We start from the raw sequence: 21,393 nt of genomic DNA, 5'->3' as shown, positions 1-21,393 counted from the left end.
GGAGATACGGTATTCGCCATGAGAAGCAAGCTATTCGTCCCCGGTTCACGCCCCGAGTTTTTCGCCAAGGCGCTGGCGAGCGATGCCGACGCGCTGTCTTTCGATCTTGAGGACGCGGTGGCCGAGGAGAAGAAGGGCGAGGCCCGCGCGCTGCTCTCCGGGCTGCTGCGCGCCGCCGAGACGCGCGCCAGCACCAAGACGCTGATCGTGCGCGTCAATGGGCTCGATACGCCGCATTTCGAGGCCGACCTGACGGCGGTGGTCGTGCCGGGTTTGCATCTGGTCAACCTGCCCAAGCCCGAGAGCGCCGATGACGTGCGCCGCGCGGCGACGGCGATCGAGCAGGCCGAGCGGGCGAATGGGTTTGGCGATGGCGATGTGAAAGTGGGGCTGCTGCTGAATATCGAAACACCCCGGGCGCTGCGGCTGGCCGCCGAACTGGCCGGCGCCCATCCGCGCGTGGCGGGCCTCCAGCTTGGGCTGGGCGACCTGTTCGAGCCGGCTGGCGTGCATCGACGCAACACCGCCGCGATTGCGTCCGCCATGTTCGCCGTGCGGATGGCGGCCGCCGAGGCCAATGTCTATGCCTACGACACGGTGTTCGCCAACATCCGCGACACCGAGGGCTTCCGCGCCGAGGCCGAGATGTCCCGCCAGATGGGCTTCCTGGGCAAGAGCTGCATCCACCCCAGCCAGATAGCGCTGGCCAACGAGGTGTATCGGCCGTCCGACGAGGAAATCGCCCACGCGCTGCGCGTGGTGGCTGCCGCCGAGGAGGCGGAGACCAACGGCGTGGCCGCCTACGTGGTGGACGGCAAGATGATCGATCCCCCGTTTGTGCGCCGCGCGCAGGCGATTGTCGAGATTGGCCGGCGGCTTGGACTGATCGCCGCCTGACCCTGATTTCCCCGCGTTCCTACACAAAAAAACACACAGGAGACAAACATCATGACGAATCCATCGTCGCTGCGTGCCGTGGCATGCCTTGGCCTGATGGCCGCAACCGCCGGTATGGTCGCAATGGTCGCAATGGCGGCGCCGGCTCTGGCCGCCGAGGGCGCCTACCCCTCCAAGCCCATCACCCTGATCGTGCCGTACCCGCCGGGGGGCTCGAACGACATCTTCGCGCGCATCGTCGCCAAGGAGATCGGCGAGGAACTGAAGCAGCCGGTGGTCATCGACAACCGGCCGGGCGCGAGCGGCAACACCGGCACCGGTCTTGCGGCCAAGGCCGCGCCGGACGGCTACACGCTCGTCGCGGTGTCCTCCAGCATGACCACCAACGCAGCCATCCAGAGCAAGCTGCCGTTCGACGCCGTGAAGAGCTTCGCGCCGGTGGCGATGGTGGCCCACGGGCCGTTTATCGTGGCGGTCAGCAATGACTTCCCGGCCAAGACGCCGCAGGAGTTGATCAACGCCATCCGCGCCAATCCCGGCAAGTACAACTACGCATCGTCCGGCCCGGGCAGCGTGAACCAGTTCGGCACCGAGCTGCTCAAGGCGCAGGCCGGCAAGCTGGCCATCACGCACGTGCCGTACCGGGGCATGGGCCCGGCCGTGACCGACCTGATCGGCAACCAGACCCAGCTGCTGATCTCCAGCGGGCCCTCCCTGCTGCCGATGGTGCGCGCCGGCAAGGTCCGCGCCGTGGGTATCACCAGCCTGAAGCCGAGCCCGATTGCGCCGGATCTGGTGCCGATGGCCAGCGCCGTGCCCGGCTACGAGTTCGAACTCTGGTGGGGCTTCCTGGCGCCGGCCGGCACCCCGCCGGCGATTGTCGCGCGGCTGAATGCGGCGGTGAATCAGGCGCTGGCCAAGCCCGCCGTTAAGGAGGCGATCCTGAAAGAGGGTGCCGAGGTCACGCCCGGCACGCCGCAGAAGTTCGCCGAGACGATTGCCGCCGATGTGACCCGCTGGAAGGCGCTGGCCAAGCAGCAGAACATCGTCGCGGATTGAGTTTTCAGAGATTTTTCGGAGTGAGTATGCAATCCAACACCAACGGGCAGACCACGGGGCAGACCACGGGGCAGACCACGGGCTTCGGCACCCAGCGGGCAGGACAGCCCGGTCCGCTGAGCGGCGTGCGCGTGCTGGACCTGAGCGCCTACATCGCAGGGCCGTACGGCTGCTCGCTGCTGGCGGATCAGGGCGCGGACGTCATCAAGGTGGAGCCGCCCGTCGGCGACAACCTGCGCAAGTACCCGTCCACGCTGGAGGCGGAGTCCCGCGCCTTCCTGGGCGTGAACCGCAGCAAGCTGGGCGTGGTGCTCGACCTGAAGGCCCCGGCCGATCTGGAACGGCTGCTGGCGCTGGTGCGCGAGGCCGATGTGCTGGTGCACAACTTCCGGCCCAGCGTGCCGGGGCGGCTGGGCATCGGCTACGCGCAGTTGGCCGCCGTCAATCCGCGCCTGATCTACTGCGCGGTCACCGGCTACGGCGAGGCCGGGCCGCTCAAGGACAAGGCCGGCTACGACCAGGTGCTGCAAACCATGACCGGCATGTGCACGCTGCAGGGCAAGCACGGCGGGCCGCCCGAGATCCTGTACGGCTCGGTGGTGGACTACTACGCCTCGGCGCTGGTGGCGGGCGGCGTGGCGTCCGCGCTCTATGAGCGGGAGAAGAGCGGGGTGGGGCAGTACGTGGGCGTGTCGCTGCTGCGCGCGGCGCTGACCATGCAGTCGGCCCGCATGATCTGGGCCGAGTCGGAGCCGCGCGACGTGGGGCGCGACATGCGCTCGGGCGGCATCACCGGCATCCATCCCACCCGGGAAGGCTATCTCTATATCTCGGCCAATACCCCGCATTTCTGGCGCGCCCTGTGCGAGAAGACGGGTTTGGGGGAACTGCTCTCGACCGACCGTTACGACAGCGTGCGCAAGCGCGCCCAGCATCAGGGCGAGATCCTGCCCAAACTGCACGCGGCCTTGCAGCAGCGGTCGGCGCTGGAATGGGAGGCCGAATTCGGCGAGGAAGTGCCCTGCGCGGCGGCGCGCTCGGTGGAAGACATGTTCGATTTCCCCCAGGTGCTGGCCGAGGAGATGGTGACGACGTTCGACCACCCGGTGGTGGGCCGCTATCGCGGCTTTACGCGCGCCGTGAAATTTGGCCGCACGCCGGGGCCGGAGCCGTTCGCCGCGCCGGCGCTGGACCAGCACGGGGCCAGCGTTCGCGAGGCGGCCGACCGGCTGGTTGGCCGTGGCTGAAGTCGGGGCTGAGGCTGGCTTCCAGCCAGTGCCGAACAGTTCGGCCAGCGCCGCGCCACGCAGCGCGGCATGGCCGGACGCCTGCGACGCCCATCTCCACATCTATGACCCGCGCTTCCCGGCCATCGCGCCGAGCGTGGCGAACGCCACCGTGGCGGACTACCGGCGCGTACAGGCGCTGCTGGGCACGCGCCGCGCGGTGATCGTGCAGCCCCGCTGCTACGGCACCGATCACAGCGCCACCCTCGATGCGATCCGGCAGCTTGGCATCGCCAGCACGCGCGGCGTGGGCGTGGTGCGGCCCGATGTGTCCGACGACACGCTCCAGGCGCTCGATGCCGGCGGTATCCGGGGCATCCGCTTCTCGCTCTACACGCCGGCTCACGCCGTGGTGGGCTTCGAGATGGTGGAGACGCTGGCCCACCGCATCGCCGAACTCGGCTGGCACCTGCAGCTGCACTGGACTGCCGACCAGATCGTCGCCCATGGCGACCTGCTGGCGCGGCTGCCCACGCCGCTGGTGTTCGACCATCTGGCCCGCCTGCCGCTGCCCGGTGGCACGGCGCACCCGGCGTTCGCGCTGGTGTCCGGGCTGCTGGCGGAAGGCAAAGCGTGGCTGAAGCTGTCCGGCGCCTATCTGGATTCGATGGTCGGCGCCGCCGGCGGGTATGCCGATATCGCCCCGGTGGCTCGGGGGTGGGTGCGCACGGCGCCGGAACGGCTGGTCTGGGGCAGCGACTGGCCCCATTCCACCGAGCCGCACGCCAAGCCGGACGACGCCTTGCTGTTCGACCTGCTGGCCGACTGGATCGATGGGGCCGGCACCGAGTCGACGCGCCGCCGCATTCTGGTGGACAACCCCGCCACCCTGTACGGATTCGAGGCGCCATAAACGCCCACACAAGAAATCTTTCGGAGACAACCATGAGCAAGACCCTGCAACGCCTCGGCAAGGCCGTGGCGAGCCTGACTGCGACCCTGGCTGCGGCCGTGCCGCTGGCCGCTTTCGCCTTCCCGGACAAGCCCATCCGCATGGTGGTGCCGTACTCGGCCGGCGGCGGCGCGGACAACACCGCGCGGGTGGTCGCCCAGAAGGTGGGCGAACTCCTCGGCCAGACCGTGGTGATCGACAACAAGCCGGGCGCCGGCGGCGTGATCGGCGCGGATGCGGTGGCCAAGGCCCCGGCGGATGGCTATACGGTGCTCTACGACGCCTCTGCCTTCGCCGTGAACGGCGCGCTGCGCAAGCTGCCGTTCGACCCATCGGCCGATTTCATCCCGATCTCGCTGGTCGCCACGGCGCCGCAGATCCTGGTGGTGGCCACCAACGCGCCCTACAAGACCGTGGCCGAATTCATCGCCGCCGCCAGGAAGGCGCCTGGCAAGCTGACCTACGCCTCTGCTGGCGCCGGCACCGGCTCCCATCTGGCCGCCGAGATGTTCAACGAGCAGGGCAAGATCGAATTGCTTCACGTGCCCTACAAGGGCGGCGCGCCGGCGCTGACCGATGTGATGGGCGGGCAGGTGGCGTCCTACTTCGGCAACACCGCCTCCACGCTCCAGTACGTGACCGGCGGCAAGCTGCGTGCGCTGGCGGTGACGTCGAAGACGCGCCTCAAGGCGCTGCCCGATACGCCGACGCTGGCCGAGAGCGGCATGCCGAACTACGAGGTGCTGGAGTGGAACGGCGTCTTCGTGCCCAAGGGCACGCCGCCGGACCGTGTGCAGGCCATCGCGAGCGCTGTGCAGAAGGCAGTGGCCGACCCGGCGGTGCGCGCCAAGCTCCAGCAGGCCGGGCTCGATCCGGTGGGCAACACGCCGCAGGCGTTCAAGGCCTTCCTGCACACCGAATCGACGCGCTGGCAGGCGCTGGTCAAGGCGCGCGGGATTCGGGTGGAGTAAGTGCCTGGCGCTCGGTGGCCTCGGCCTCGGCAGCGGGTACGAAGCGCCGCTGCCGCATCCACTTGGTCGCCACCCACTTCTCGCCGGCTGCAGCGCCCCGGACGCCCCCAACAAAGCCAACTTCCGCGCCGCGCTGGAGAAAGGGGCGCGGCTTCGTCAAGGCCCATCCCAAGACGGCTGCGAAGGGCACGGACACTGCCGAGCCGGATCTTTGCTACGGCCACGTCCGCGTGAACAAGGTCACCGGCGCCTGGCTCGCGTGGTGCGCGGCAGCGGCACGATGGAGCTGACGCAGCAGCTGGTGGCCACCGGCGGCGGCTGGCAGCTGATGTAACAAGGAGGGATCAGGCGTTGACGACGCGGCGCGCGAAGCGTTCCAGGTAGTCCATCAGCCGCTCCGCGCCGTTGGCGGCTTCGGCTTCGTTGCCGCTGGCGATGGCCTGTGCCATGACCAGATGGGCCTGGGCGCCCTCGGCAATTTCGCCTTCGTGCTGGTAGGCGTACCAGAAGCGCCGGCACTGCACGATCAGCGGGATCACCGCCTTGACCGCCGAGCGGTTGCGGCAGGCCGCGTGGTTCACGTGGTCCAGCGCCTGGTCGGCGGCCATGTATTCGTCGAGGTTGCCGCGCTGGGCGGCCTTGACCATCTTCTGGGCGCAGGCGATCAGCGCCTTGCGCTGGGCGTCGGTGGCGCGGCGTGCGGCGTTGGCGGCAATCAGCCGCTCCAGCACGCGGCGCGTGGCCAGCACGTCCAGATGGTCCATGACGTCGATGGTCGAGACAATCAGCCCGCGCCGGGGCTGCTGGAGCACCAGCCCCATCGACACCATGCGCACCAGCGCCTCCCGCACGGGCGTACGGCCCAGCCCGGTGAGTTCGGCCAGCTCGGCCTCCACCACGGGGCTGCCGGGGGCGATCTCAAGCTTGGAGATCAGCGTCTCGATGCGGTCGTAGGCCACGTCGGCGGCGCGGCGCTTTTCACGATTGTCAGTCTCGGCGCTCTGGTTTTTGGAAGGTGTCGGCATCTCGAACAGGTTGGCAGCGGGGGCGGCGGTCGACATTATGCCGTGACCGCCGCCGGGGGGCTCAGAGCGCCTGGAACGCTTGGAGCGCTTACAGCGTGGCGCCGATCTTGCGGAGCTCGGGAATCGCCGGGGCCTTGGCCACCCACAGGGCGTCGAACTTCTGGATCGCCGGCTGCGGGTCGTAGTTGGCCACGCTCTTGAAGTGGACCGACGACTGCTTGAGCTTCTCGATCAGCCCCGCCTCCGTGGTGACGATGTCGTTGATCTGCGCGGTCAGGGACTGCGTGACCAGCGCACGCACGAGGTCCTTGTCCTTCGCGTCCAGCCCTTGCCAGATCCGGCCCGAGACCAGCGGCGCGAACGGCATGAACAGGGCGTTCATCGGCAGCAGGGACTTGGAAATCTTGTCGTAGCGCTGGTTCCAGGACAGTTCGATATCGGCCTCCAGCCCGTCCACCTGGCCGTTGGTCATGGCGTCGAACACGGCCGGGGTGGGGATCGGCGTCGGCGCGGCGCCCAGCATCGAATAGAAGTCGCGGTAGACCGGCGTGGGGTTGATGCGCAGCTTCATGCCCTTGAGGTCGTCCGGCGAATTGATGTCGCGCGTGGCGAACACCACCCGCATGCCGGTGATGCCCCAGCCCAGGCCGATGGAGCCGGTCTCGCGCGGCAGGGCGTCCAGCAGCTTCAGGGCCGCCGGCGTGCGCACCAGCTTGGCCACGCTGCTGGTGGAGCGCACCAGGTAGGGCGCGTTGATGGCGGCCACGCTGGACACCCGCGAGCCCAGTTCGGCCGCCTGGATCCAGCCCATGTCGAGCGCGCCGGACTGGAGCTGCTGCATCATCGCGGACTCATTGCCGAGCTGGCCCGAGTGGAACACGGTCACGGTCAGGCGGCCGTCGGTCTCCTTCTTGAGCGACTCGCCGAAGGCCACGGCGGCCCGGTTCCACGAATGGCCGGCGGGCGTGATCAGGCCCAGGCGGAATTCCTTGGTGGTGGCGGCGCGGGTGGTGGAGGTGATGACCATGGGCGCGGCAACGGTGGCCAGCGCGGTAGTCTTGAGGAAACGGCGGCGGGTGATGAGGGTCATGGCGGCTCCTGTGCGAATCGATGGGTAACGGCGAGGCGGATGGGACGGCAAGGGATCGGGTTGGATCGGTCGGCTAGTCCAGCAGGCCGATGGACAGGCTCGGGAACAGCGAGAGCAGCACCAGGGCCACGCAGCTGATCAGGAAAAAGGGCAGCGTGACCATGAACATCTTCCCCGGCTTGGCGCCGGTGACGGCGGAGGCCACGAAGAAGCTCAGCCCCACTGGCGGCGACATCAGCCCGAGCACGAGGTTGATGACGATGACCACCCCAAAGTGGCGCGGGTCGATGTGGTAGACCTCGGTGGCAATCGGCAGCAGGATCGGCACCGTCATGATCAGGCCCGGAATACCGTCGATCACGGTGCCGATGATCAGCAGGATCACGTTGGCCAGCAGCAGGAATTCGATCGGGCTGTGGGCGATGGTCTGGATCCAGGCCGCCACCATCTGCGGGACCTTGCCATAGATCAGCAGCCACGAGAACACGGCGGCAGCCGCCACCAGGAACAGCACGATGGCCGAATAGATGGCCGAGCGCAGCAGGATGGCCGGCATGGTGCGCAGGTCGAACTCCCTGGTCACGTAGCGGCCGACCAGCGCCGCCGCCAGCGCGCCCACGGCGGCGGCTTCGGTGGGGTTGGCCACGCCGGCGAGGATGGAGCCGACGATCACCACCGGAATCAGCAGCGTCGGGCTGGCCTGGACCACGGTGGTGGCGCGCTCGCGCAGCGTCTTGCGCGCGCTGCGGGGGTAGTTGTAGAAGACCCCCATGATGGCGATGATGATGAAGAACAGCACCGTCAGCAGCAGCCCGGGCAGGATGCCGGCGATCAGCATGTCGCCCACGGCCACCTGGGCCAGTACGCTGTAGACCACGAACATCACCGAAGGCGGGATGATCGGCCCCAACATGCCGCCGTAGACAGTCAGCCCGGCCGCGAAGGTCTTGTCGTAGCCCTGTTTCTCCATCTCGGGCACCATCACCTGCGACATGATCGCCACCTGGGCCGTGGCCGAGCCGATGATCGACGACACCAGCATGTTGGCCAGGATGTTGACGTAGGCCAGGCCGCCCTTGATCGAGCCGACGAAGGCCATCGACAGGTCTACCAGCCGGCGCGTGATGCCGCCGCTGTTCATGATCTCGCCGATCAGGATGAACAGGGGGATGGCGATCAGGCCGTAGCTGTCCACGCCCGCGAACATCTGCGAGGGGAACGATTGCAGCAGCACGGTGGCGCCGGTGCTGAAGATGAACGCCAGCCCGGCCAGGCACAGGCAGATGCCGATCGGCACGCCAACCAGCATCACACCGCAGAAGAAGAAGGTTGTCGGCATGTCAGTTCACCGTCTCGGAATTGCCCACCTGGAACTCGGGGAAGGTGCGGCGCGGGGCGAGGTCGAGGTCTTCGAGCAGGTTGGCCAGCGCGTGCAGGCTCAGGGTGCAGGAGAACAGCGGCATGATCAGCTGGAGCACCCAGACCGGCCATTCCAGCGTCTGGGTGTGCTCGGTGTAGAGGAAGTTGAACGATTCGGCCGCGTACTCGCGGGCGTCGAAGCCGTAGCGCGCGATGCCCACCGGGTCCATCCAGATCCAGCACATCGCCAGCAGCGCCAGCCCGAACACCAGCACGCCGCCGGTGGAGATGGCCTTGGCGGCGCGGGCGGCCTTCGGCGGCAGGTGCTCGGTGAGCAGCCCCACGGCGAAATCGAGCCGCAGGCGCGTCATGACCGAGGCGCCGACGAAAGTCAGCCACACCACGGCGTAGACCGACGCCTCGTCCACCCAGTACAGCGGCAGCCCCGCATAGCGCGTGACCACGTTGAGCAGGATCAGCAGCACCAGCAGCGTCATCAGGCCGCCGAGCACGTAGCGCTCCACGGCGAGCACGGCGTCCGAGGCGCGCAGCACCCAGCGCACCGGTCGCGCAACGGTGGCCGCGGCGGGCGCTTCGGCCGCGGTGAGGGAGGAAAGGTCAGGCATGGCAGGCAGACTCCAGGACGAAGGGCGGTCGTGACGATGGCGGACGCGACGACTAGTGCAAGTTGGATGCCTGCGGCGGCACGGAACCGCCGCAGGCAAGCCTCACAGGATCGGCCTCACACCACCGACTGGTACTTCGCCGGGCGCGTCTCCAGCGCCTGGCGCACCACGCGCTCGACGAAGGCGCGCTCCTCGCCCACCAGCGGCAGGCGCGGGCGGCGCATGAACTCGGAGCCCACGCCGACCAGGGTGTCGATCAGCTTGAGGTTCTGCACCAGCTTGTTCGAGACATCGAGGTGGAGCATCGGGGTCATCCACTGGTACAGCTTGAGTGCCTCGGCAAAGTTGCCGGCTTTCATCAGGTCGAACAGCGCCACGGTCTCGCGCGGGAAGGCGCAGCCCACGCCGGCCAGCAGGCCGTCGCAGCCCAGCGCCAGCCCTTCGTAGGCCAGGTCGTCCACGCCCATGAAGATCTGGTAGCGGTCGCCCAGGGTGTTGCGCAGGTCGGTCACGCGGCGGATATCGCCCGTGCTTTCCTTGATCGCCGCCACCCACTTGCAGTCCGCCAGCTCCACCATGTGCTCGGGCTTGAGGTCCACCCGGTAGGCGACCGGGTTGTTGTAGACCATCACCGGCTTCTGGGCGGCTTCCGCCATGACGCGCACGTTCTGCATCGCTTCGCGGGCATCGGCCACGTAGATCACCGAGGGCATCACCATGAAGCCGGCCACGCCGAGCTTGTTCGCGCCGTCGATGTAGCGCAGCGCCTCGCGCGTGCTGGTCTCGGAGACGTTGGCCAGCACCGGGATGCGGCCATCGGCGGCTTCCACCGCGATGCGCGCCACCTCGAGCTTCTCCTCGAGCGAGAGCGTGCTGGCCTCGCCCAGCGAACCGCAGGTCACCAGGCCGTGGATGCCATTGCGGATCTGGAACTCGATGTGACGGCTGGTGCCCTCTGCGTCGATCCGCTCGTCGGCGTGGAACTTGGTGGTGATGGCCGGGAAGATGCCGGTCCAGCGGGGATTGTTGGGGGTGCTCGAATTGGTCGAATTGGTCACAGGGACTCCTCGGTTGGGACGGATGGGGCTCGCAAATATCTGCTTAATATATTTAGGATATCTTCCAGCATTGGTCTAGCAAGAGCAATGCCAGTGAATACCCTGATAGCCGGCACACCCGGAAGCCGGCCTGGGGACTGGGATTGGGGGAATGAGGAGGGAAAAACGGACGGAAAGGGGGGAGGGGGGGGCGAACGGGTTCGCCCCGGCGCAGGGCATGCCGTGCACCGCCGGCGGGGCTGGTGCACCGGCACGGACGCGCCGCGTCAGCGCGTCAGGCGGTGCTCGCGGCCACGCGCGCTAGAAGCAGATTGGGTCAGCCCACCAGCGCGAAGCCGTAGAGCGCGGCGGCATTGCGCCAGCGCAAGCCTTCCGCCAGATCCGGCCGCTGCGCGAGCCAGGCCATCACCGCGCGGCACTCGTCGGCGCGCGCCGGGGCTTCGTGGTTGGTCCACGGCCAGTCGCTGCCCCACAGCAGGCGGTCTGGTCCGGCGACTTCAGCCCAATGCGCGGCCAGTGTCGGCCATTGTTCGGGGCTGGCCAGCCGGTAGGGCGCGCTGATCTTGATCCAGAGCGGGCGCCGCGCGGCGATGGTGCGAGCCGTGTCGAAGACCGGGTCATTCACGCCGAGCGGGCCGGGGCGGCCGAAGTGATCGAGCACGATGGGGGCTGATGTTTCGCCCATCGCGATGTCGAGCGCGGCCAGCACCATCGCGCCATCGCCGTTGTTGGTATGGAGTTCGACGTGCCAGTCCAGCGCCGCCACGCGCTGGAACAGCGCGCGCCACGGCGCGGTGTCAATGCGGCGCCAGCCGGCATCGCCATACAGGTTCAGGCGGATGCCCCGGACACCGGCGGCATCCAGCGTGGCGAGTTCGGCGTCGTCCACGGCGGGATCGACCACGGCCACGCCGCGCAGCCGCCCCGGCATGCGGCCCAGCGCGGCCAGCATGGCCGAGTTGTCGGTGCCAAGGAAGCTGGTCTGGACCACCACGCCGTAGGGGTCCACCGGGTCCACCGCCGGGTCCACGGCCGGGTCGCCCAGCGCGCCGGCCATGGACAGCCAGTCCGCCAGCGGCGCGGCATAGGGCGGCCGATAGCGCGCCGAGGCCACGGCCACGCCGGCATCGAAGACATGAAAGTGGCAATCCACCAGCGTCTGGCTTGTCGTCATCGGCACGATTCTCCTCTGTGCGGGTTAGCCCCGATATGGCGGGCTGGCCTGGTCCGGGTACTCTAGTCCTCTATAGGAGTGGAATCTAACACGGACACCAGATGCCAGACAATGCCACGCGCCAACCGGCGGCCGCCTCGGCAGGCATGAGCCGCTACGGGCAGATTGCCGCGCAATTGCAGCAGAAGATCGTCACGGGCGAATGGTCGCCGGGCACCGCCATTCCGGCCGAAAGTGCGCTGGCAGTCGAATTCGGCATTGCGCTCGGCACGATCCGGCAGGCGATTGCCGTGCTGGTGCAGCAGGGACTGCTGGAGCGGGTGCAGGGCAAGGGCACCTTCGTGCGCACCGGCCTGACAGGGGGAAGCGGGGCCAGCATGATGCGCTTTTTCCGCTTCCGCTCGGAGGCGGACGCCGATGCGGCGCCCACGGCGGTGCCGCACTCGGAAATCCTGGCCTGCCGCAGCGTGCGGCTGGACAAGGCCATGGCCGGCCGCTTCGGGCTGGAGGCCGGCGCGCGGGGCCTGGCTATCTCGCGCCGGCGCTGGGTGGCGGACACCCCGCGCCTGCTCGAATCGATCTGGCTGCCGCTGCCGCGCTGCGCGGCGTTGCAGGACACCCCGGTGGCCGAGTGGGGCGAGCTGCTCTATCCGCTGTTGAGCCAGCGCTGCGGCATCACCGTGCACCGGGCGATGGACGAGGTGACCTTCCGGCTGCTTGATGCCGAGGAGGCCGAACTGCTCGCGCTGCCGCCCGCCCACCCCTGCGCCCTGGTCACGCGCCAGGCGTTCGATATCCAGGGCCAGTGCGTCGAATACCGGCTGACCCGGGGCGATGCCTACGCCTTCCGCTACACGGCAGAGATCCGCTGACCTCGCCCCCAAAAAACTGATTCAACGGAGACACCCATGCGTTCCCTGATCCCTCTCAGTCTGGCTTGCCTCGCCTTGCAGCCGGCCCTGCTGCACGCCGCCGACGCTGCCCAGCCATGGCCCACGCGCCCGCTGACCATCGTCGTCACCTATCCGCCCGGCGGCGGCGCCGACCTGATGGCGCGGCTGATCGCGCCGGGGCTGGGCCGGGAACTCGGCCAGACGGTGATCGTGGAAAACCGCCCCGGGGCGGGTGGGCAGATCGGCGCGTCGTACGTGGCCAAGGCCGCGCCCGATGGCTACACGCTGATGGTGGACGCGTCCTCCTACGCGGTGAACCCGAGCCTCTATCCGCGCCTGCCCTACGACCCCGCCAAGGCGTTCCGGGCGGTGGGCGTGCTGGCGCGCTACCCCAACGTGCTGGTCGCCAATCCCGCCTTCCCGGCGACGAACGTCAAGGACGTGCTGGCGCTGGCGAAGCAGAAGCCGGGCACGGTGGCGTTTGCCTCGTCGGGCAACGGCTCGGCGCAGCACCTGTCCGGCGTGCTGTTCGAGCAGCGCGCCAGCGTGGACCTGCTCCACGTGCCATACAAGGGCGGCGGTCCGGCGATGACCGATGTCATTGCCGGGCAGGTGCCGCTGTTCTTCGCCAACGTGGCTTCGAGCCTCCAGCACATCAAGGCTGGCAAGCTGCGGCCGCTGGCGGTGACCAGCCATACGCGCACGTCCGCGCTGCCCAACGTGCCGACCATGCAGGAAGCCGGCGTGGCGGGCTACGAGGTCTATGAATGGAATGCCGCCTTCCTGCCCGCCGCCACGCCGGAAGCCGTGGTGGCGCGGCTCTCGGACGCGCTCCAGAAGGTCATGACCAGCCCGGAGATCCGCCAGCGCGTGGCCGAACTGGGCGGCGAGGTGGTGGCCGCCCCGCCGGCCGAGGCGGCGCGCTATATCGACACCCAGACACGGCTCTGGGCCAAGGTCATCAAGGACGGCAACGTCAAGCCGGAATAGGCGCCGGCACGAAGTCTTAGCACACCAAAAACGAAGGAGACCCCCATGTCCAAAGATTCCCTCTTTGACGCCGATCGCCGGCACCTGCTCGGGCTGATGGCCGCGCTGGGCGCCGGCGCGCTGGCGCCCACGCTGGCCCGCGCGCAGGCCTGGCCGTCCAAACCCATCCGGCTGGTGGTGCCGTTCGCGCCGGGCGGCAGTTCCGAGATCGTGGCGCGCTCCACGGCGGCGGAGCTGACCAAGCTGCTCGGCGTATCGGTATTCGTTGAAAACAAGCCGGGCGGGGCGGGCAATATCGCCATGGGTGAGGTGGCGCGGGCCGACGACAACCACACCTTGATCCTCGGCCATATCGGCACGCTGGCGGTCAATCCGTACATCTTCTCCAAGCTGCCGTACGACCCAAACAAGGACTTCCGGCCGATTTCGCTGCTGTCGAAGGTGCCCAGCCTGTACGTGGTGCACCCGGACCTGCCAGCGAAGAACCTCAAGGAATTCGTGGCGCTGGCCAAGAGCAAGCCCGGCAAGCTGAACTACGGCTCGGCGGGCAATGGCAGTGCCGGCCACCTGGCCTTCGAGTACCTGAAGGCGACCACCGGCACCTTCATTACCCACGTGCCGTATCGCGGCAGCGGCCCACAGATCACCGACCTGCTGTCCGGGCGGCTGGACGCGGCGGCGGTGGGCGCGCCGGCCATCATCCAGTTCATCAAGACGGGCAAGGTGCGCTGTATCGCCACGGGCACGGCGCAGCGCATTCCGCAACTGCCGGACGTGCCGACGGTGGCGGAGCAGGGCTATCCGGGCTTCGAAATGACGCAGTGGTACGGGCTGCTGGCGCCGGCCTCGCTGCCGCAGCCGGCGGTGGCCAAGCTGGCGGAGGCCACGATCAAGGCGGTGAAGAGTCCCACCTCGGTGGAGCGGCTCAGCGCGGACGCGGCGCTGGTGGCGGGCAGCACGCCCGAGGAATTCGCCCGCTTCATCGCGGCCGAGCAGCAACGCTGGAAGCCGATTGTGGCGCGCGCGGGCATCAAGCCGGACTAGGCGTTGCGCCCGCCCTATCTATACTTCAAGGCACCGGCCCCAGGCCGGTGTCAGGAGGCGATATGGGACGCAAGTACATCGATTGCCGCGACTATCCGAGCGAGAAAAACTGCACTGTGGCGCTTAGCGCCGACAATGAAGACGAACTGCTCGAGGCTGCGGTCCAGCATGCGGTGGCGGTGCATCAGCATCAGGATTCCCCTGAGCTGCGCACGCAGCTGAAGTCCTTGTTCAAGGAGGGTGCCCCGCCGGCCTGAGCGTCGGCGTTGTCAGCGAGAGGCGGGACCGGCCAGCGGCTGATCCCGCACTTCCGGCGCGCGGCTAGCGATCCTGATAGGGGTCGTACCAGGCCCTGCGCAGGTGCACATCCCCATCCTGACGATGGATGTGCAACTCGGCGTTCTCGCGCCGGGCCATGTCCCAGCCGGCGGCAATGGCCGCTTCCATGGTCGTGAATCGCTGGGGCTTGAAATCGAGGCCATCGAACTGCAATGACCAGCCAGACTCGGCGGGCAGAACGCGAATGATGCGCGATTGCATATCGCTTCCCTTTCCAGGATGTTCTTGTTTTTTCCGGACCGCTACGCAGCCCAGCGCAATCCCGCAACTCCGCAACTCCGTAACTCCGCAACCCCGTATTCCCCGCCATTTTCTTTCGAGAAATTTATCGCTAGCCTAGATGCGTACCAAGGTACGGAGTCAAGCGCGATGCATCACACCATGACAATCGGGAAGCTCGCCAAGGCAGCAGGGGTTGGCGTGGAGACGGTGCGTTACTACCACCGGTGCGGGCTTCTGCCGGTGCCGGAGCGCGCCTTTGGCGCCGTTCGGCAGTATTCGGACGAGAGCCTGCAACGGCTTCATTTTATTCGCCGGGCGCAATCGTTCGGCTTCACGCTGGACGAAGTCCGCGTGCTGTTGCGCCAGGACGATGGCGACATGTGCGGCACGGCGCGCGCGCTGGCCGAACACAAGCTTGGGCTTGTGGAAGATCGCCTGAAGGACCTGCTACGCCTGCGCGACGAGCTGAAGATCCTCATCGCGCAATGCCACGCCAATGGCAGTGCGACGTGCTGCCCCTTGATCGAGACCTTGTCCAACGTCAGACGCTTACCTCCGCCACCCGGGCCCACTGGCATCTAGACTGATTCCGTTGCAGCTTAACTTTGCGCACTGCGCGAAAAGCCGGGGCCCAAGCAATGGAGGACCCATCATGCACACCGTCGTCAGAACGTATTCCGGAAGCGGCGCCAGCGAGCTATTCGACCTGCTGGCACAACACAAGGACGAGATCGAACCATTGATGCGGGAGGTTCAGGGGCTGGTCAGCTACACGCTGGTGCGCGGAGACGCCGGCGGCTTCTCGGTGACCACCTGCACCGACGAGGCGGGCACGGACGAAAGCGTCAAGATCGCCAAGACCTGGATCGCGGAGCACGCCACCGGCATCTCGGTGGGCGCCCCGACGATCGCCGAAGGCACGGTGATCCTGCAGTCGAAGTGACTAATATGGCGCACGGCGGAGGTGGATCGTCGCGCTTAAGGACAGCGGCCCAGCCTGCGGCGCAGGTAGAATCGCGCCCATGACTGGCGAAGCTGGGCGGATGCGGCCCGATGACAAGACCGAATTCTGGCGCGATCCCGCCATGCCCTGCGCCGAGAGCCGCCGGGCGTGCCAGAGCCGTGCGGCTTATCGGCAGCATAGCCATCCGACCTGGTCGATTGGCGCCGCGGATGGCGGCGCCAGCGTTTTCACGGGCGCCGGCCCCGCGCCGGTGGCGCTGCACGCCGGGACGCTGGTGATTGTGCCGCCGGGCCATGTCCACGCCTGCAACCCGGCGCCGGACAGCGCCTGGAGCTACCAGATGCTCCACCTTGATCCTGGCTGGGTCGCGGCGATCTGCGCGGAGGAGGGAGCGGATGCCCGTGGCATGGGGGTTCGGGTGACGCAGCGGCCGGCGCACTATCAGGCGTTCTGCCGGCTCAATGCGCTGCTTTTTTCCGCCGCCAGCGTTCCCGAGAAGGAAGCCGCACTGATTCTCTTTGTTGGCGACACCCTGCGCCTGCCCGGGCAAGCCATCGACACGGCCCCGCCCGGCGCAGCCGTCTGGCGACAGCGGCTGGCCACCGTGTTCGCCGCGCTGGCCAGCTCGCCTGTGGAGGGCCACCAGCTCGCGGAACTGGCGGGGCTGGCCGGTCTGAGCCGCTACCAGTTGATCCGCGCCTTTCGCCGGGCCACCGGCATGACGCCGCACGCGTGGCAGATCAACCAGCGCGTCAATATGGCCCGCGAGCGGCTGCGGGCTGGAGAAGCGATTGCCGATGTGGCCTACCGGCTTGGCTTCGCGGATCAGAGCCACTTCCAGCGTGTGTTCAAGGCGCACGCCGCCGTGACGCCGGCCCGGTATCGGGCCTGATTGCAACGCGTCCCGCCTGATCCCCCAGATCCTGCAATTTCCTTCAAGACGCGGCCCGCGCAGGGCGGCAGACTCCGCCGGTTTCCTCAGCGAGTTTGCGTCATGCACATGTTCCTCATCGTCGCCACGGCCCATTTTCTGGCGCTGCTGTCGCCCGGCCCCGACTTCTTCCTGATCGCCCGCACGTCGCTGGCCGCCGGCTGGCGGCGCGCCGCCGGGGCGTGCCTTGGCATTGCGCTGGCCAACGGCGTGTTCATCGCCGGGGCGTTCGCGGGAGTGTCCGCCATGCGGGCCGACAGCGCGCTGTTCGCGCTGACGCAACTGGCTGGCGGCCTGTACCTGCTCTATCTCGGCTGGCAGTTCGTGCGGTTCGCCGGGGCCACCCCGCTGGGCGCGGCGAGCGCGGGTGGCGGAGCGGCGACCGGGATCGCGCAGGCGGTGGCAAGCGGCTTCCTGTTCGGCATCCTCAACCCCAAGAACGCCTTGTTCTACGCCAGCCTGGCCGCCATGCTGAGCGGGCCGCACGCCAGCACGTCGTGGAAGGTGGCGTACGGCGTGTGGATGTTTGGCGCGGTGCTGGGGTGGGATCTGCTGGTCGCGGTGTGCATTGGCCACCCACGCGTGCTGCGGCGCTTCGCCCGGGTGCTGCCGAAGCTGGAGCGCGCGACGGGCGGCATGCTGTTCGTGTTCGGGGCGGCGGTGCTCGTAGCCGTAGGCCGGCGGGCAATCGGCGTGGGGCAACCGTTTTAACTCACTCTGCCAAAAGTTTCACTTCTCCGTCAGATTTAGCACTCCATACTGTTTCGACCACGTCAGACTATGGCACGGGAGACTCTATGGGGCGGCCGGGACGTTGTGTGAGGACACGGATCGCATTGGGCGCCGCAGCATTGTTCCCCACGGCACTGCAAGCGCAGACATCCATGTGCAGTACGAGTATCAGCGGGACGTTCTCGGCTGGCGTGTTCTGCCAACCGGCGGCGGGCACGGCGGCTAACATCGGTACCTTGACGGGCACCACCTTCAATACGTCGACCGGGGCCAGTATCCGGGCCACCGCGTCCGCAGCCAATGCCACGGCAACCGTGGCGGGCACCACCATCACCAACCAGCCGGCGACCGCCGCGAATGGCGTGACGGCCCAGGTCACCGGCACGGCGACAGCCGGCAATGCCGCTGCGATCTTCGACGGCGGTATTACGTCGATCACGATGCAGGGCGCCGGCCTCGACGGGGTGGGCGTGGTCAACGTGAGTCCGGGCAGCTCGACGATTACCGTGACACCCGGCACGACGCTCAATGTGACGAATCGGGTCACCGGCAACGAGCACGACGGCCTCGACATCACCGCCAGCGGCGGTGGCAGCGCCACCATCCTCCATCAAGGCAGCGGGACCATCTCGACGGTCGGCGGCCATGGCATGTCCCTGAAGACCACGGCGACCAGCGCGGGCGCGGTCTCGGCGACGGTTGGCAGCGGCGTGACCTTCATCATCGACAACACCACGGCAATCGAGGATCCGTCGGACCCTGGCCTGGAAGCGGGCCCCGCCAATCACGCCGGCGTGCGCGCCTACAGCCCCGGCAGCGGCACCATCACCATCGACAGCAACGCCACGATCCGGGCCACCGCCACCAATGCGTTCGGCATCATGACCGATGCCGGCAGGGGTGCGACAAGCATCCGCAACGGTGGCGCCATTACCACCGACGGGCTGAACGGCTTCGGTATCCGCGCCAGCACGCAGGGCGGCGACGTGGCGGTGGTCAACGAGGGCGCCATTCTGGCCACGGGAGAGTGGGGGCATGGTATCTATGTCACCTCGGGACTGAACACATCCGGTTCGTTGTCGGTCGACAACCGGGCGCCGATCACGGTCGGCGCTACTGGGAATACCGATGGCTCGCGCGGCATCTATATGATCGCCCGTGCTGGCGGGAAGGCCACCGTCACGGGCACCGGTGACATCACGGTGCTCGGCAACGCCGCCACGGGGCGCGCCTTTGGCATTACCGTTGGCGCGGAAGCCGGCGACGTCACCGTCAACTATTCCGGCAAGATCACCACCTACGGCGATGGCTCGGCCGCCATTCGCGCACATTCCGTCAGCGGCAATACGCAGGTGACCTACACCGGTGCCCGCCTCGAGACCTTCAACGGTAATGCCAACGGCATCTACGCCACCACCGGCGCGGCGACCAACACGGTAGGCATCACGGCGCAGGGCACCATCATCACGCACTCGGACAATGGCGGTGGCGAGGGCTCCGGCGGCGGGTCGTTCGGCCTCCAGGGGACCAGCCTGGGCGGCGACGTCGACATCAACTTCCTGAGCGGCAGCATCGACGTGAACGGCAGCGGCGCGGCCATCGTGGCCGGCAGCGGCTACAACGGCGGCACGGGGCTGGGGCGCGTCACCGTGCAGAACGCCGGGACACTGACGGCGCGCGGCAACGCCCAGCGCGGTATCACCACGCTCTCGGGAACGGGGACGCAGACCATCGTCAACCGGGGCGCGATCCAGACGCTCGGGGCCATCGACGCGCAGGGCATCCTGGCGCGGGGCAGCGGCGCGGCGGCGATGTCCGTCGTCAATGATGGTGCGATCTCCACCGTCGGGAACAACGCATCGGGCATGGAGATCACCACGGTGGGCGGCGCAGTTGACTTGCAGAATCTCCAGCCGGTTCGGGCGGGGTGGGGCACGAGCGCGGGCATCGCCACCGCCGGGCTCACGCAGGCCGTGCGCAACGCCTCTTCCATCGAGGCCCTGAGCGACCAGGCCGTGCGCGCCGACAGCAACGGCTCGGCGGGATCGTTCCGGCTCGACAATACCGGCACGATGACGGGCGTTGTCTCGGCGGCAACGTCTGACGTCACCCTCAACAATGGCGGCACGTGGACCCTGCGCAGCTTCGCGGATAGCACGGGAAGCGGCTCGCGGGACAGCTGGAACGTGGCAATCGCCAACCTCGGCACGGGCCCGAACAACACGGTCGACAACACCGGCACGCTTGCGCTGGCCGCGCAGCCGGTGTCAGGGGCAGGCGGCACGCGGCAACCGGCCGACGCCATCGTCACATTCAACCCGGCCGGCGCCTACCTGCCACTGGGCCAGACGGCCAACACGCCGGTGGCCGGCGGCGCGGTGCAGGGACAGATCCTTGGCGTGCAGACGTTCACCAACAGTGGAACCATCGATTTGACAGGGGGCGGTGCGGCGGTCGGCAACGTCTTGGTGATCGGCGGCGGCCAGACGGCGGGGCAGTACGGCGGGGGACGCTATGTCTCCAATGGCGGGACGCTGAAGCTCAATGCCGTGCTCAATGAGGGCGGGCCCGCTTCGCGTGCCGACATGCTCGTTGCGGATGCCACGGCGACCGGCTCCGGCGGCGCCACGCGGATTCGGGTCAACAACGTCGGCGGGCAGGGCGCGCTGACGGTCGCCAGCGGGATTCCACTCGTGGAAATCCTGAGTCCGGCGGCGAGCGACAGTGCGCCCGGCGCCTTTGCGCTGGATGGCCGCGCCGTGGCCGGCGCCTACGAATACCGGCTGTTCCAGGGCGCGCCGGATGGCAGCGCCGCAAACGTCTGGTATCTGCGGTCCGAGCAGGACCCAGGCCCGACCCCGCCCCCAACGCCGGCCGGCGCGCTCTATCGCCCCGAGGTGGCGGCCTATCTGGCCAACCAGCGCCTGGCCGGGCAGATGTTCGTCCATAGCCTGCATGACCGGCTGGGCGAGCCGCAGTATGTAGAAGGGCAGGATTTCGACCGCGAGAACGACAAGCCGCGCTCCGGTTGGCTGCGTGCGGTAGGCAAGTGGGAGGGCAGCCACAGCAGCAATGGTGTGTTCAAGACCAGCACGGACGCCTTCCTGCTCCAGGGCGGCGCCGAACTGGCCAAGTGGAAGGTCTTCGGCGAAGCCGCGCGCGCCCACCTCGGCCTGATGGGCAGCTACGGCAACGCCTGGACGGACGCGGAAGCGCAGGGCAACGCCTTCCGCGCCAAGGGGCGGGTAGAAGGATGGAGCGTGGGCGCCTATGGCACCTGGTACCAGAATGATGAACACAAGCTCGGCGCTTACGTGGACACATGGTTCCAGTACGGCTGGTTCACCAATCGCGTGGAAGGCGACCTGCTGCCGGTGGTCCGCTACCATGCGCAGGGTTTCGCTGTATCGGCGGAGGGCGGTTATGCCATGCCGCTGCGCCACGATTGGGTCATCGAGCCGCAAGGTCAGTTGATCTACGTCGGCTACAGCGAGGACGACATCACGGAGCCGAATGGCACGCGCGTGAGTGGGGCGGATTCGCACGGCTGGATCACGCGGCTCGGGGCGCGGCTGCATCGCACCTACGTGCGCGACGACGCGCGCAAATGGCAGCCGTACCTGACCCTCAACTGGTGGCATACCAGCGTGGGCAGCAACGTTTCGTTCAATCAGCTTCCCGTGGGAAGCATGTACCCGGATAATCGGTACGAAGTGAAGGTCGGCGTCAATGTGGACTTTCGCAAGCGCTGGACCGGCTGGACCAATGTGTCGGGCGCGTGGGGCGCGCAGAGCTTCTACCAATATGTGGTGCGCGCGGGGGTGAAGTACACGTGGTAGCT

General features: G+C 68.0%; 22 protein-coding genes. 15 read left to right on the top strand and 7 right to left on the bottom strand.

The window, feature by feature from the left end:
* Positions 1-18: 18 nt before the first annotated feature.
* From AB4120_RS16970 to AB4120_RS16945, 6 genes are all read left to right on the top strand, one after another.
* Positions 19-897: an HpcH/HpaI aldolase/citrate lyase family protein gene (locus AB4120_RS16970; RefSeq protein WP_149137818.1), complete on the top strand. Its 879-nt coding sequence runs from the start codon at positions 19-21 to the stop codon at positions 895-897.
* Between the two features lie 51 nt (positions 898-948).
* Complete coding sequence (locus AB4120_RS16965; RefSeq protein ID WP_441642606.1) at positions 949-1,956, top strand: tripartite tricarboxylate transporter substrate binding protein; 1,008 nt, start codon at positions 949-951, stop codon at positions 1,954-1,956.
* 26 nt (positions 1,957-1,982) lie between these two features.
* Positions 1,983-3,203: a CaiB/BaiF CoA transferase family protein gene (locus tag AB4120_RS16960; RefSeq protein WP_149137817.1), complete on the top strand. Its 1,221-nt coding sequence runs from the start codon at positions 1,983-1,985 to the stop codon at positions 3,201-3,203.
* A 28-nt stretch (positions 3,204-3,231) separates the two neighbouring features.
* Positions 3,232-4,095, top strand: a complete 864-nt coding sequence (locus AB4120_RS16955; RefSeq protein ID WP_149139265.1) for an amidohydrolase family protein — start codon at positions 3,232-3,234, stop codon at positions 4,093-4,095.
* 32 nt (positions 4,096-4,127) lie between these two features.
* Entirely contained in the window at positions 4,128-5,105 is a 978-nt protein-coding gene (locus AB4120_RS16950) for a tripartite tricarboxylate transporter substrate binding protein (protein WP_149137816.1), read from the top strand.
* A gap of 211 nt (positions 5,106-5,316) precedes the next feature.
* Complete coding sequence (locus tag AB4120_RS16945; protein ID WP_262389829.1) at positions 5,317-5,439, top strand: hypothetical protein; 123 nt, start codon at positions 5,317-5,319, stop codon at positions 5,437-5,439.
* Positions 5,440-5,449: 10 nt separating this feature from the next.
* Here the strand turns inward: AB4120_RS16945 and AB4120_RS16940 are convergent, their stop codons facing one another.
* From AB4120_RS16940 to AB4120_RS16915, 6 genes are all read right to left on the bottom strand, one after another.
* Positions 5,450-6,130, bottom strand: a complete 681-nt coding sequence (locus tag AB4120_RS16940) for a GntR family transcriptional regulator (protein WP_149139264.1) — start codon at positions 6,128-6,130, stop codon at positions 5,450-5,452.
* 88 nt (positions 6,131-6,218) lie between these two features.
* Positions 6,219-7,220 carry a TRAP transporter substrate-binding protein gene (locus tag AB4120_RS16935; RefSeq protein WP_149137814.1) on the bottom strand — a complete coding sequence of 334 codons (1,002 nt, stop codon included), beginning with the start codon at positions 7,218-7,220 and terminating at the stop codon, positions 6,219-6,221.
* A 73-nt stretch (positions 7,221-7,293) separates the two neighbouring features.
* The gene (locus AB4120_RS16930) at positions 7,294-8,559 is read right to left on the bottom strand and encodes a TRAP transporter large permease (protein WP_149137813.1); all 1,266 of its coding nucleotides are present in this window, start codon (positions 8,557-8,559) and stop codon (positions 7,294-7,296) included.
* A gap of 1 nt (position 8,560) precedes the next feature.
* Positions 8,561-9,205 (bottom strand): TRAP transporter small permease, encoded by a 645-nt coding sequence (locus tag AB4120_RS16925; protein WP_149137812.1) that lies wholly within the window; start codon positions 9,203-9,205, stop codon positions 8,561-8,563.
* 116 nt (positions 9,206-9,321) lie between these two features.
* Positions 9,322-10,263 (bottom strand): dihydrodipicolinate synthase family protein, encoded by a 942-nt coding sequence (locus AB4120_RS16920; protein WP_149137811.1) that lies wholly within the window; start codon positions 10,261-10,263, stop codon positions 9,322-9,324.
* Between the two features lie 316 nt (positions 10,264-10,579).
* Entirely contained in the window at positions 10,580-11,437 is an 858-nt protein-coding gene (locus AB4120_RS16915) for an amidohydrolase family protein (protein WP_149137810.1), read from the bottom strand.
* Between the two features lie 101 nt (positions 11,438-11,538).
* On the opposite strand from AB4120_RS16915, the gene AB4120_RS16910 reads away from it, so the two are divergent.
* The 4 genes from AB4120_RS16910 to AB4120_RS16895 all read left to right on the top strand — a co-directional run bounded on the left by AB4120_RS16910 (position 11,539) and on the right by AB4120_RS16895 (position 14,621).
* On the top strand, positions 11,539-12,309 hold the full coding sequence (locus AB4120_RS16910) for a GntR family transcriptional regulator (protein ID WP_149137809.1): 771 nt from the start codon (positions 11,539-11,541) through the stop codon (positions 12,307-12,309).
* Between the two features lie 36 nt (positions 12,310-12,345).
* On the top strand, positions 12,346-13,320 hold the full coding sequence (locus AB4120_RS16905) for a tripartite tricarboxylate transporter substrate binding protein (protein ID WP_262389828.1): 975 nt from the start codon (positions 12,346-12,348) through the stop codon (positions 13,318-13,320).
* A 45-nt stretch (positions 13,321-13,365) separates the two neighbouring features.
* Entirely contained in the window at positions 13,366-14,364 is a 999-nt protein-coding gene (locus AB4120_RS16900; RefSeq protein ID WP_149137808.1) for a Bug family tripartite tricarboxylate transporter substrate binding protein, read from the top strand.
* 62 nt (positions 14,365-14,426) lie between these two features.
* Positions 14,427-14,621, top strand: coding sequence for a DUF1059 domain-containing protein (locus AB4120_RS16895; protein ID WP_092296395.1), 195 nt, complete (start codon positions 14,427-14,429; stop codon positions 14,619-14,621).
* A 64-nt stretch (positions 14,622-14,685) separates the two neighbouring features.
* On the opposite strand, the gene AB4120_RS16890 is transcribed toward AB4120_RS16895, so the two are convergent.
* On the bottom strand, positions 14,686-14,904 hold the full coding sequence (locus AB4120_RS16890) for a DUF2188 domain-containing protein (RefSeq protein WP_149137807.1): 219 nt from the start codon (positions 14,902-14,904) through the stop codon (positions 14,686-14,688).
* Between the two features lie 168 nt (positions 14,905-15,072).
* On the opposite strand from AB4120_RS16890, the gene AB4120_RS16885 reads away from it, so the two are divergent.
* The 5 genes from AB4120_RS16885 to AB4120_RS16865 all read left to right on the top strand — a co-directional run bounded on the left by AB4120_RS16885 (position 15,073) and on the right by AB4120_RS16865 (position 21,391).
* The gene (locus AB4120_RS16885; protein WP_149137806.1) at positions 15,073-15,507 is read left to right on the top strand and encodes a MerR family transcriptional regulator; all 435 of its coding nucleotides are present in this window, start codon (positions 15,073-15,075) and stop codon (positions 15,505-15,507) included.
* Positions 15,508-15,577: 70 nt separating this feature from the next.
* Complete coding sequence (locus tag AB4120_RS16880) at positions 15,578-15,868, top strand: hypothetical protein (RefSeq protein WP_149137805.1); 291 nt, start codon at positions 15,578-15,580, stop codon at positions 15,866-15,868.
* A 79-nt stretch (positions 15,869-15,947) separates the two neighbouring features.
* Positions 15,948-16,781: a helix-turn-helix transcriptional regulator gene (locus AB4120_RS16875; protein ID WP_392388536.1), complete on the top strand. Its 834-nt coding sequence runs from the start codon at positions 15,948-15,950 to the stop codon at positions 16,779-16,781.
* A 102-nt stretch (positions 16,782-16,883) separates the two neighbouring features.
* The gene (locus AB4120_RS16870; protein WP_149137804.1) at positions 16,884-17,531 is read left to right on the top strand and encodes a LysE family translocator; all 648 of its coding nucleotides are present in this window, start codon (positions 16,884-16,886) and stop codon (positions 17,529-17,531) included.
* Positions 17,532-17,704: 173 nt separating this feature from the next.
* Entirely contained in the window at positions 17,705-21,391 is a 3,687-nt protein-coding gene (locus AB4120_RS16865; protein WP_262389827.1) for an autotransporter outer membrane beta-barrel domain-containing protein, read from the top strand.
* The last annotated feature ends 2 nt before the right edge of the window (positions 21,392-21,393 follow it).

This window comes from Cupriavidus sp. 2KB_3 (assembly GCF_052115685.1).
Classification (GTDB): Bacteria; Pseudomonadota; Gammaproteobacteria; order Burkholderiales; family Burkholderiaceae; genus Cupriavidus; species Cupriavidus campinensis.
The sequence above is the reverse complement of the archived record's forward strand: the minus strand, read 5'-3'. Positions and strand labels throughout refer to the sequence as shown.

What these genes read in the sequence shown, in the direction of transcription:
- AB4120_RS16865 (WP_262389827.1), top strand. Translation starts at nt 17,705, where the DNA reads ATGTGCAGTACGAGTATCAGCGGGACGTTCTCGGCTGGCGTGTTCTGC.
- AB4120_RS16905 (WP_262389828.1), top strand. Translation starts at nt 12,346, where the DNA reads ATGCGTTCCCTGATCCCTCTCAGTCTGGCTTGCCTCGCCTTGCAGCCG.
- AB4120_RS16885 (WP_149137806.1), top strand. Translation starts at nt 15,073, where the DNA reads ATGCATCACACCATGACAATCGGGAAGCTCGCCAAGGCAGCAGGGGTT.
- AB4120_RS16900 (WP_149137808.1), top strand. Translation starts at nt 13,366, where the DNA reads ATGTCCAAAGATTCCCTCTTTGACGCCGATCGCCGGCACCTGCTCGGG.
- AB4120_RS16880 (WP_149137805.1), top strand. Translation starts at nt 15,578, where the DNA reads ATGCACACCGTCGTCAGAACGTATTCCGGAAGCGGCGCCAGCGAGCTA.
- AB4120_RS16970 (WP_149137818.1), top strand. Translation starts at nt 19, where the DNA reads ATGAGAAGCAAGCTATTCGTCCCCGGTTCACGCCCCGAGTTTTTCGCC.
- AB4120_RS16925 (WP_149137812.1), bottom strand. Translation starts at nt 9,205, where the DNA reads ATGCCTGACCTTTCCTCCCTCACCGCGGCCGAAGCGCCCGCCGCGGCC.
- AB4120_RS16895 (WP_092296395.1), top strand. Translation starts at nt 14,427, where the DNA reads ATGGGACGCAAGTACATCGATTGCCGCGACTATCCGAGCGAGAAAAAC.
- AB4120_RS16960 (WP_149137817.1), top strand. Translation starts at nt 1,983, where the DNA reads ATGCAATCCAACACCAACGGGCAGACCACGGGGCAGACCACGGGGCAG.
- AB4120_RS16950 (WP_149137816.1), top strand. Translation starts at nt 4,128, where the DNA reads ATGAGCAAGACCCTGCAACGCCTCGGCAAGGCCGTGGCGAGCCTGACT.
- AB4120_RS16930 (WP_149137813.1), bottom strand. Translation starts at nt 8,559, where the DNA reads ATGCCGACAACCTTCTTCTTCTGCGGTGTGATGCTGGTTGGCGTGCCG.
- AB4120_RS16890 (WP_149137807.1), bottom strand. Translation starts at nt 14,904, where the DNA reads ATGCAATCGCGCATCATTCGCGTTCTGCCCGCCGAGTCTGGCTGGTCA.
- AB4120_RS16915 (WP_149137810.1), bottom strand. Translation starts at nt 11,437, where the DNA reads ATGACGACAAGCCAGACGCTGGTGGATTGCCACTTTCATGTCTTCGAT.
- AB4120_RS16965 (WP_441642606.1), top strand. Translation starts at nt 949, where the DNA reads ATGACGAATCCATCGTCGCTGCGTGCCGTGGCATGCCTTGGCCTGATG.
- AB4120_RS16875 (WP_392388536.1), top strand. Translation starts at nt 15,948, where the DNA reads ATGACTGGCGAAGCTGGGCGGATGCGGCCCGATGACAAGACCGAATTC.
- AB4120_RS16870 (WP_149137804.1), top strand. Translation starts at nt 16,884, where the DNA reads ATGCACATGTTCCTCATCGTCGCCACGGCCCATTTTCTGGCGCTGCTG.
- AB4120_RS16910 (WP_149137809.1), top strand. Translation starts at nt 11,539, where the DNA reads ATGCCAGACAATGCCACGCGCCAACCGGCGGCCGCCTCGGCAGGCATG.
- AB4120_RS16935 (WP_149137814.1), bottom strand. Translation starts at nt 7,220, where the DNA reads ATGACCCTCATCACCCGCCGCCGTTTCCTCAAGACTACCGCGCTGGCC.
- AB4120_RS16940 (WP_149139264.1), bottom strand. Translation starts at nt 6,130, where the DNA reads ATGCCGACACCTTCCAAAAACCAGAGCGCCGAGACTGACAATCGTGAA.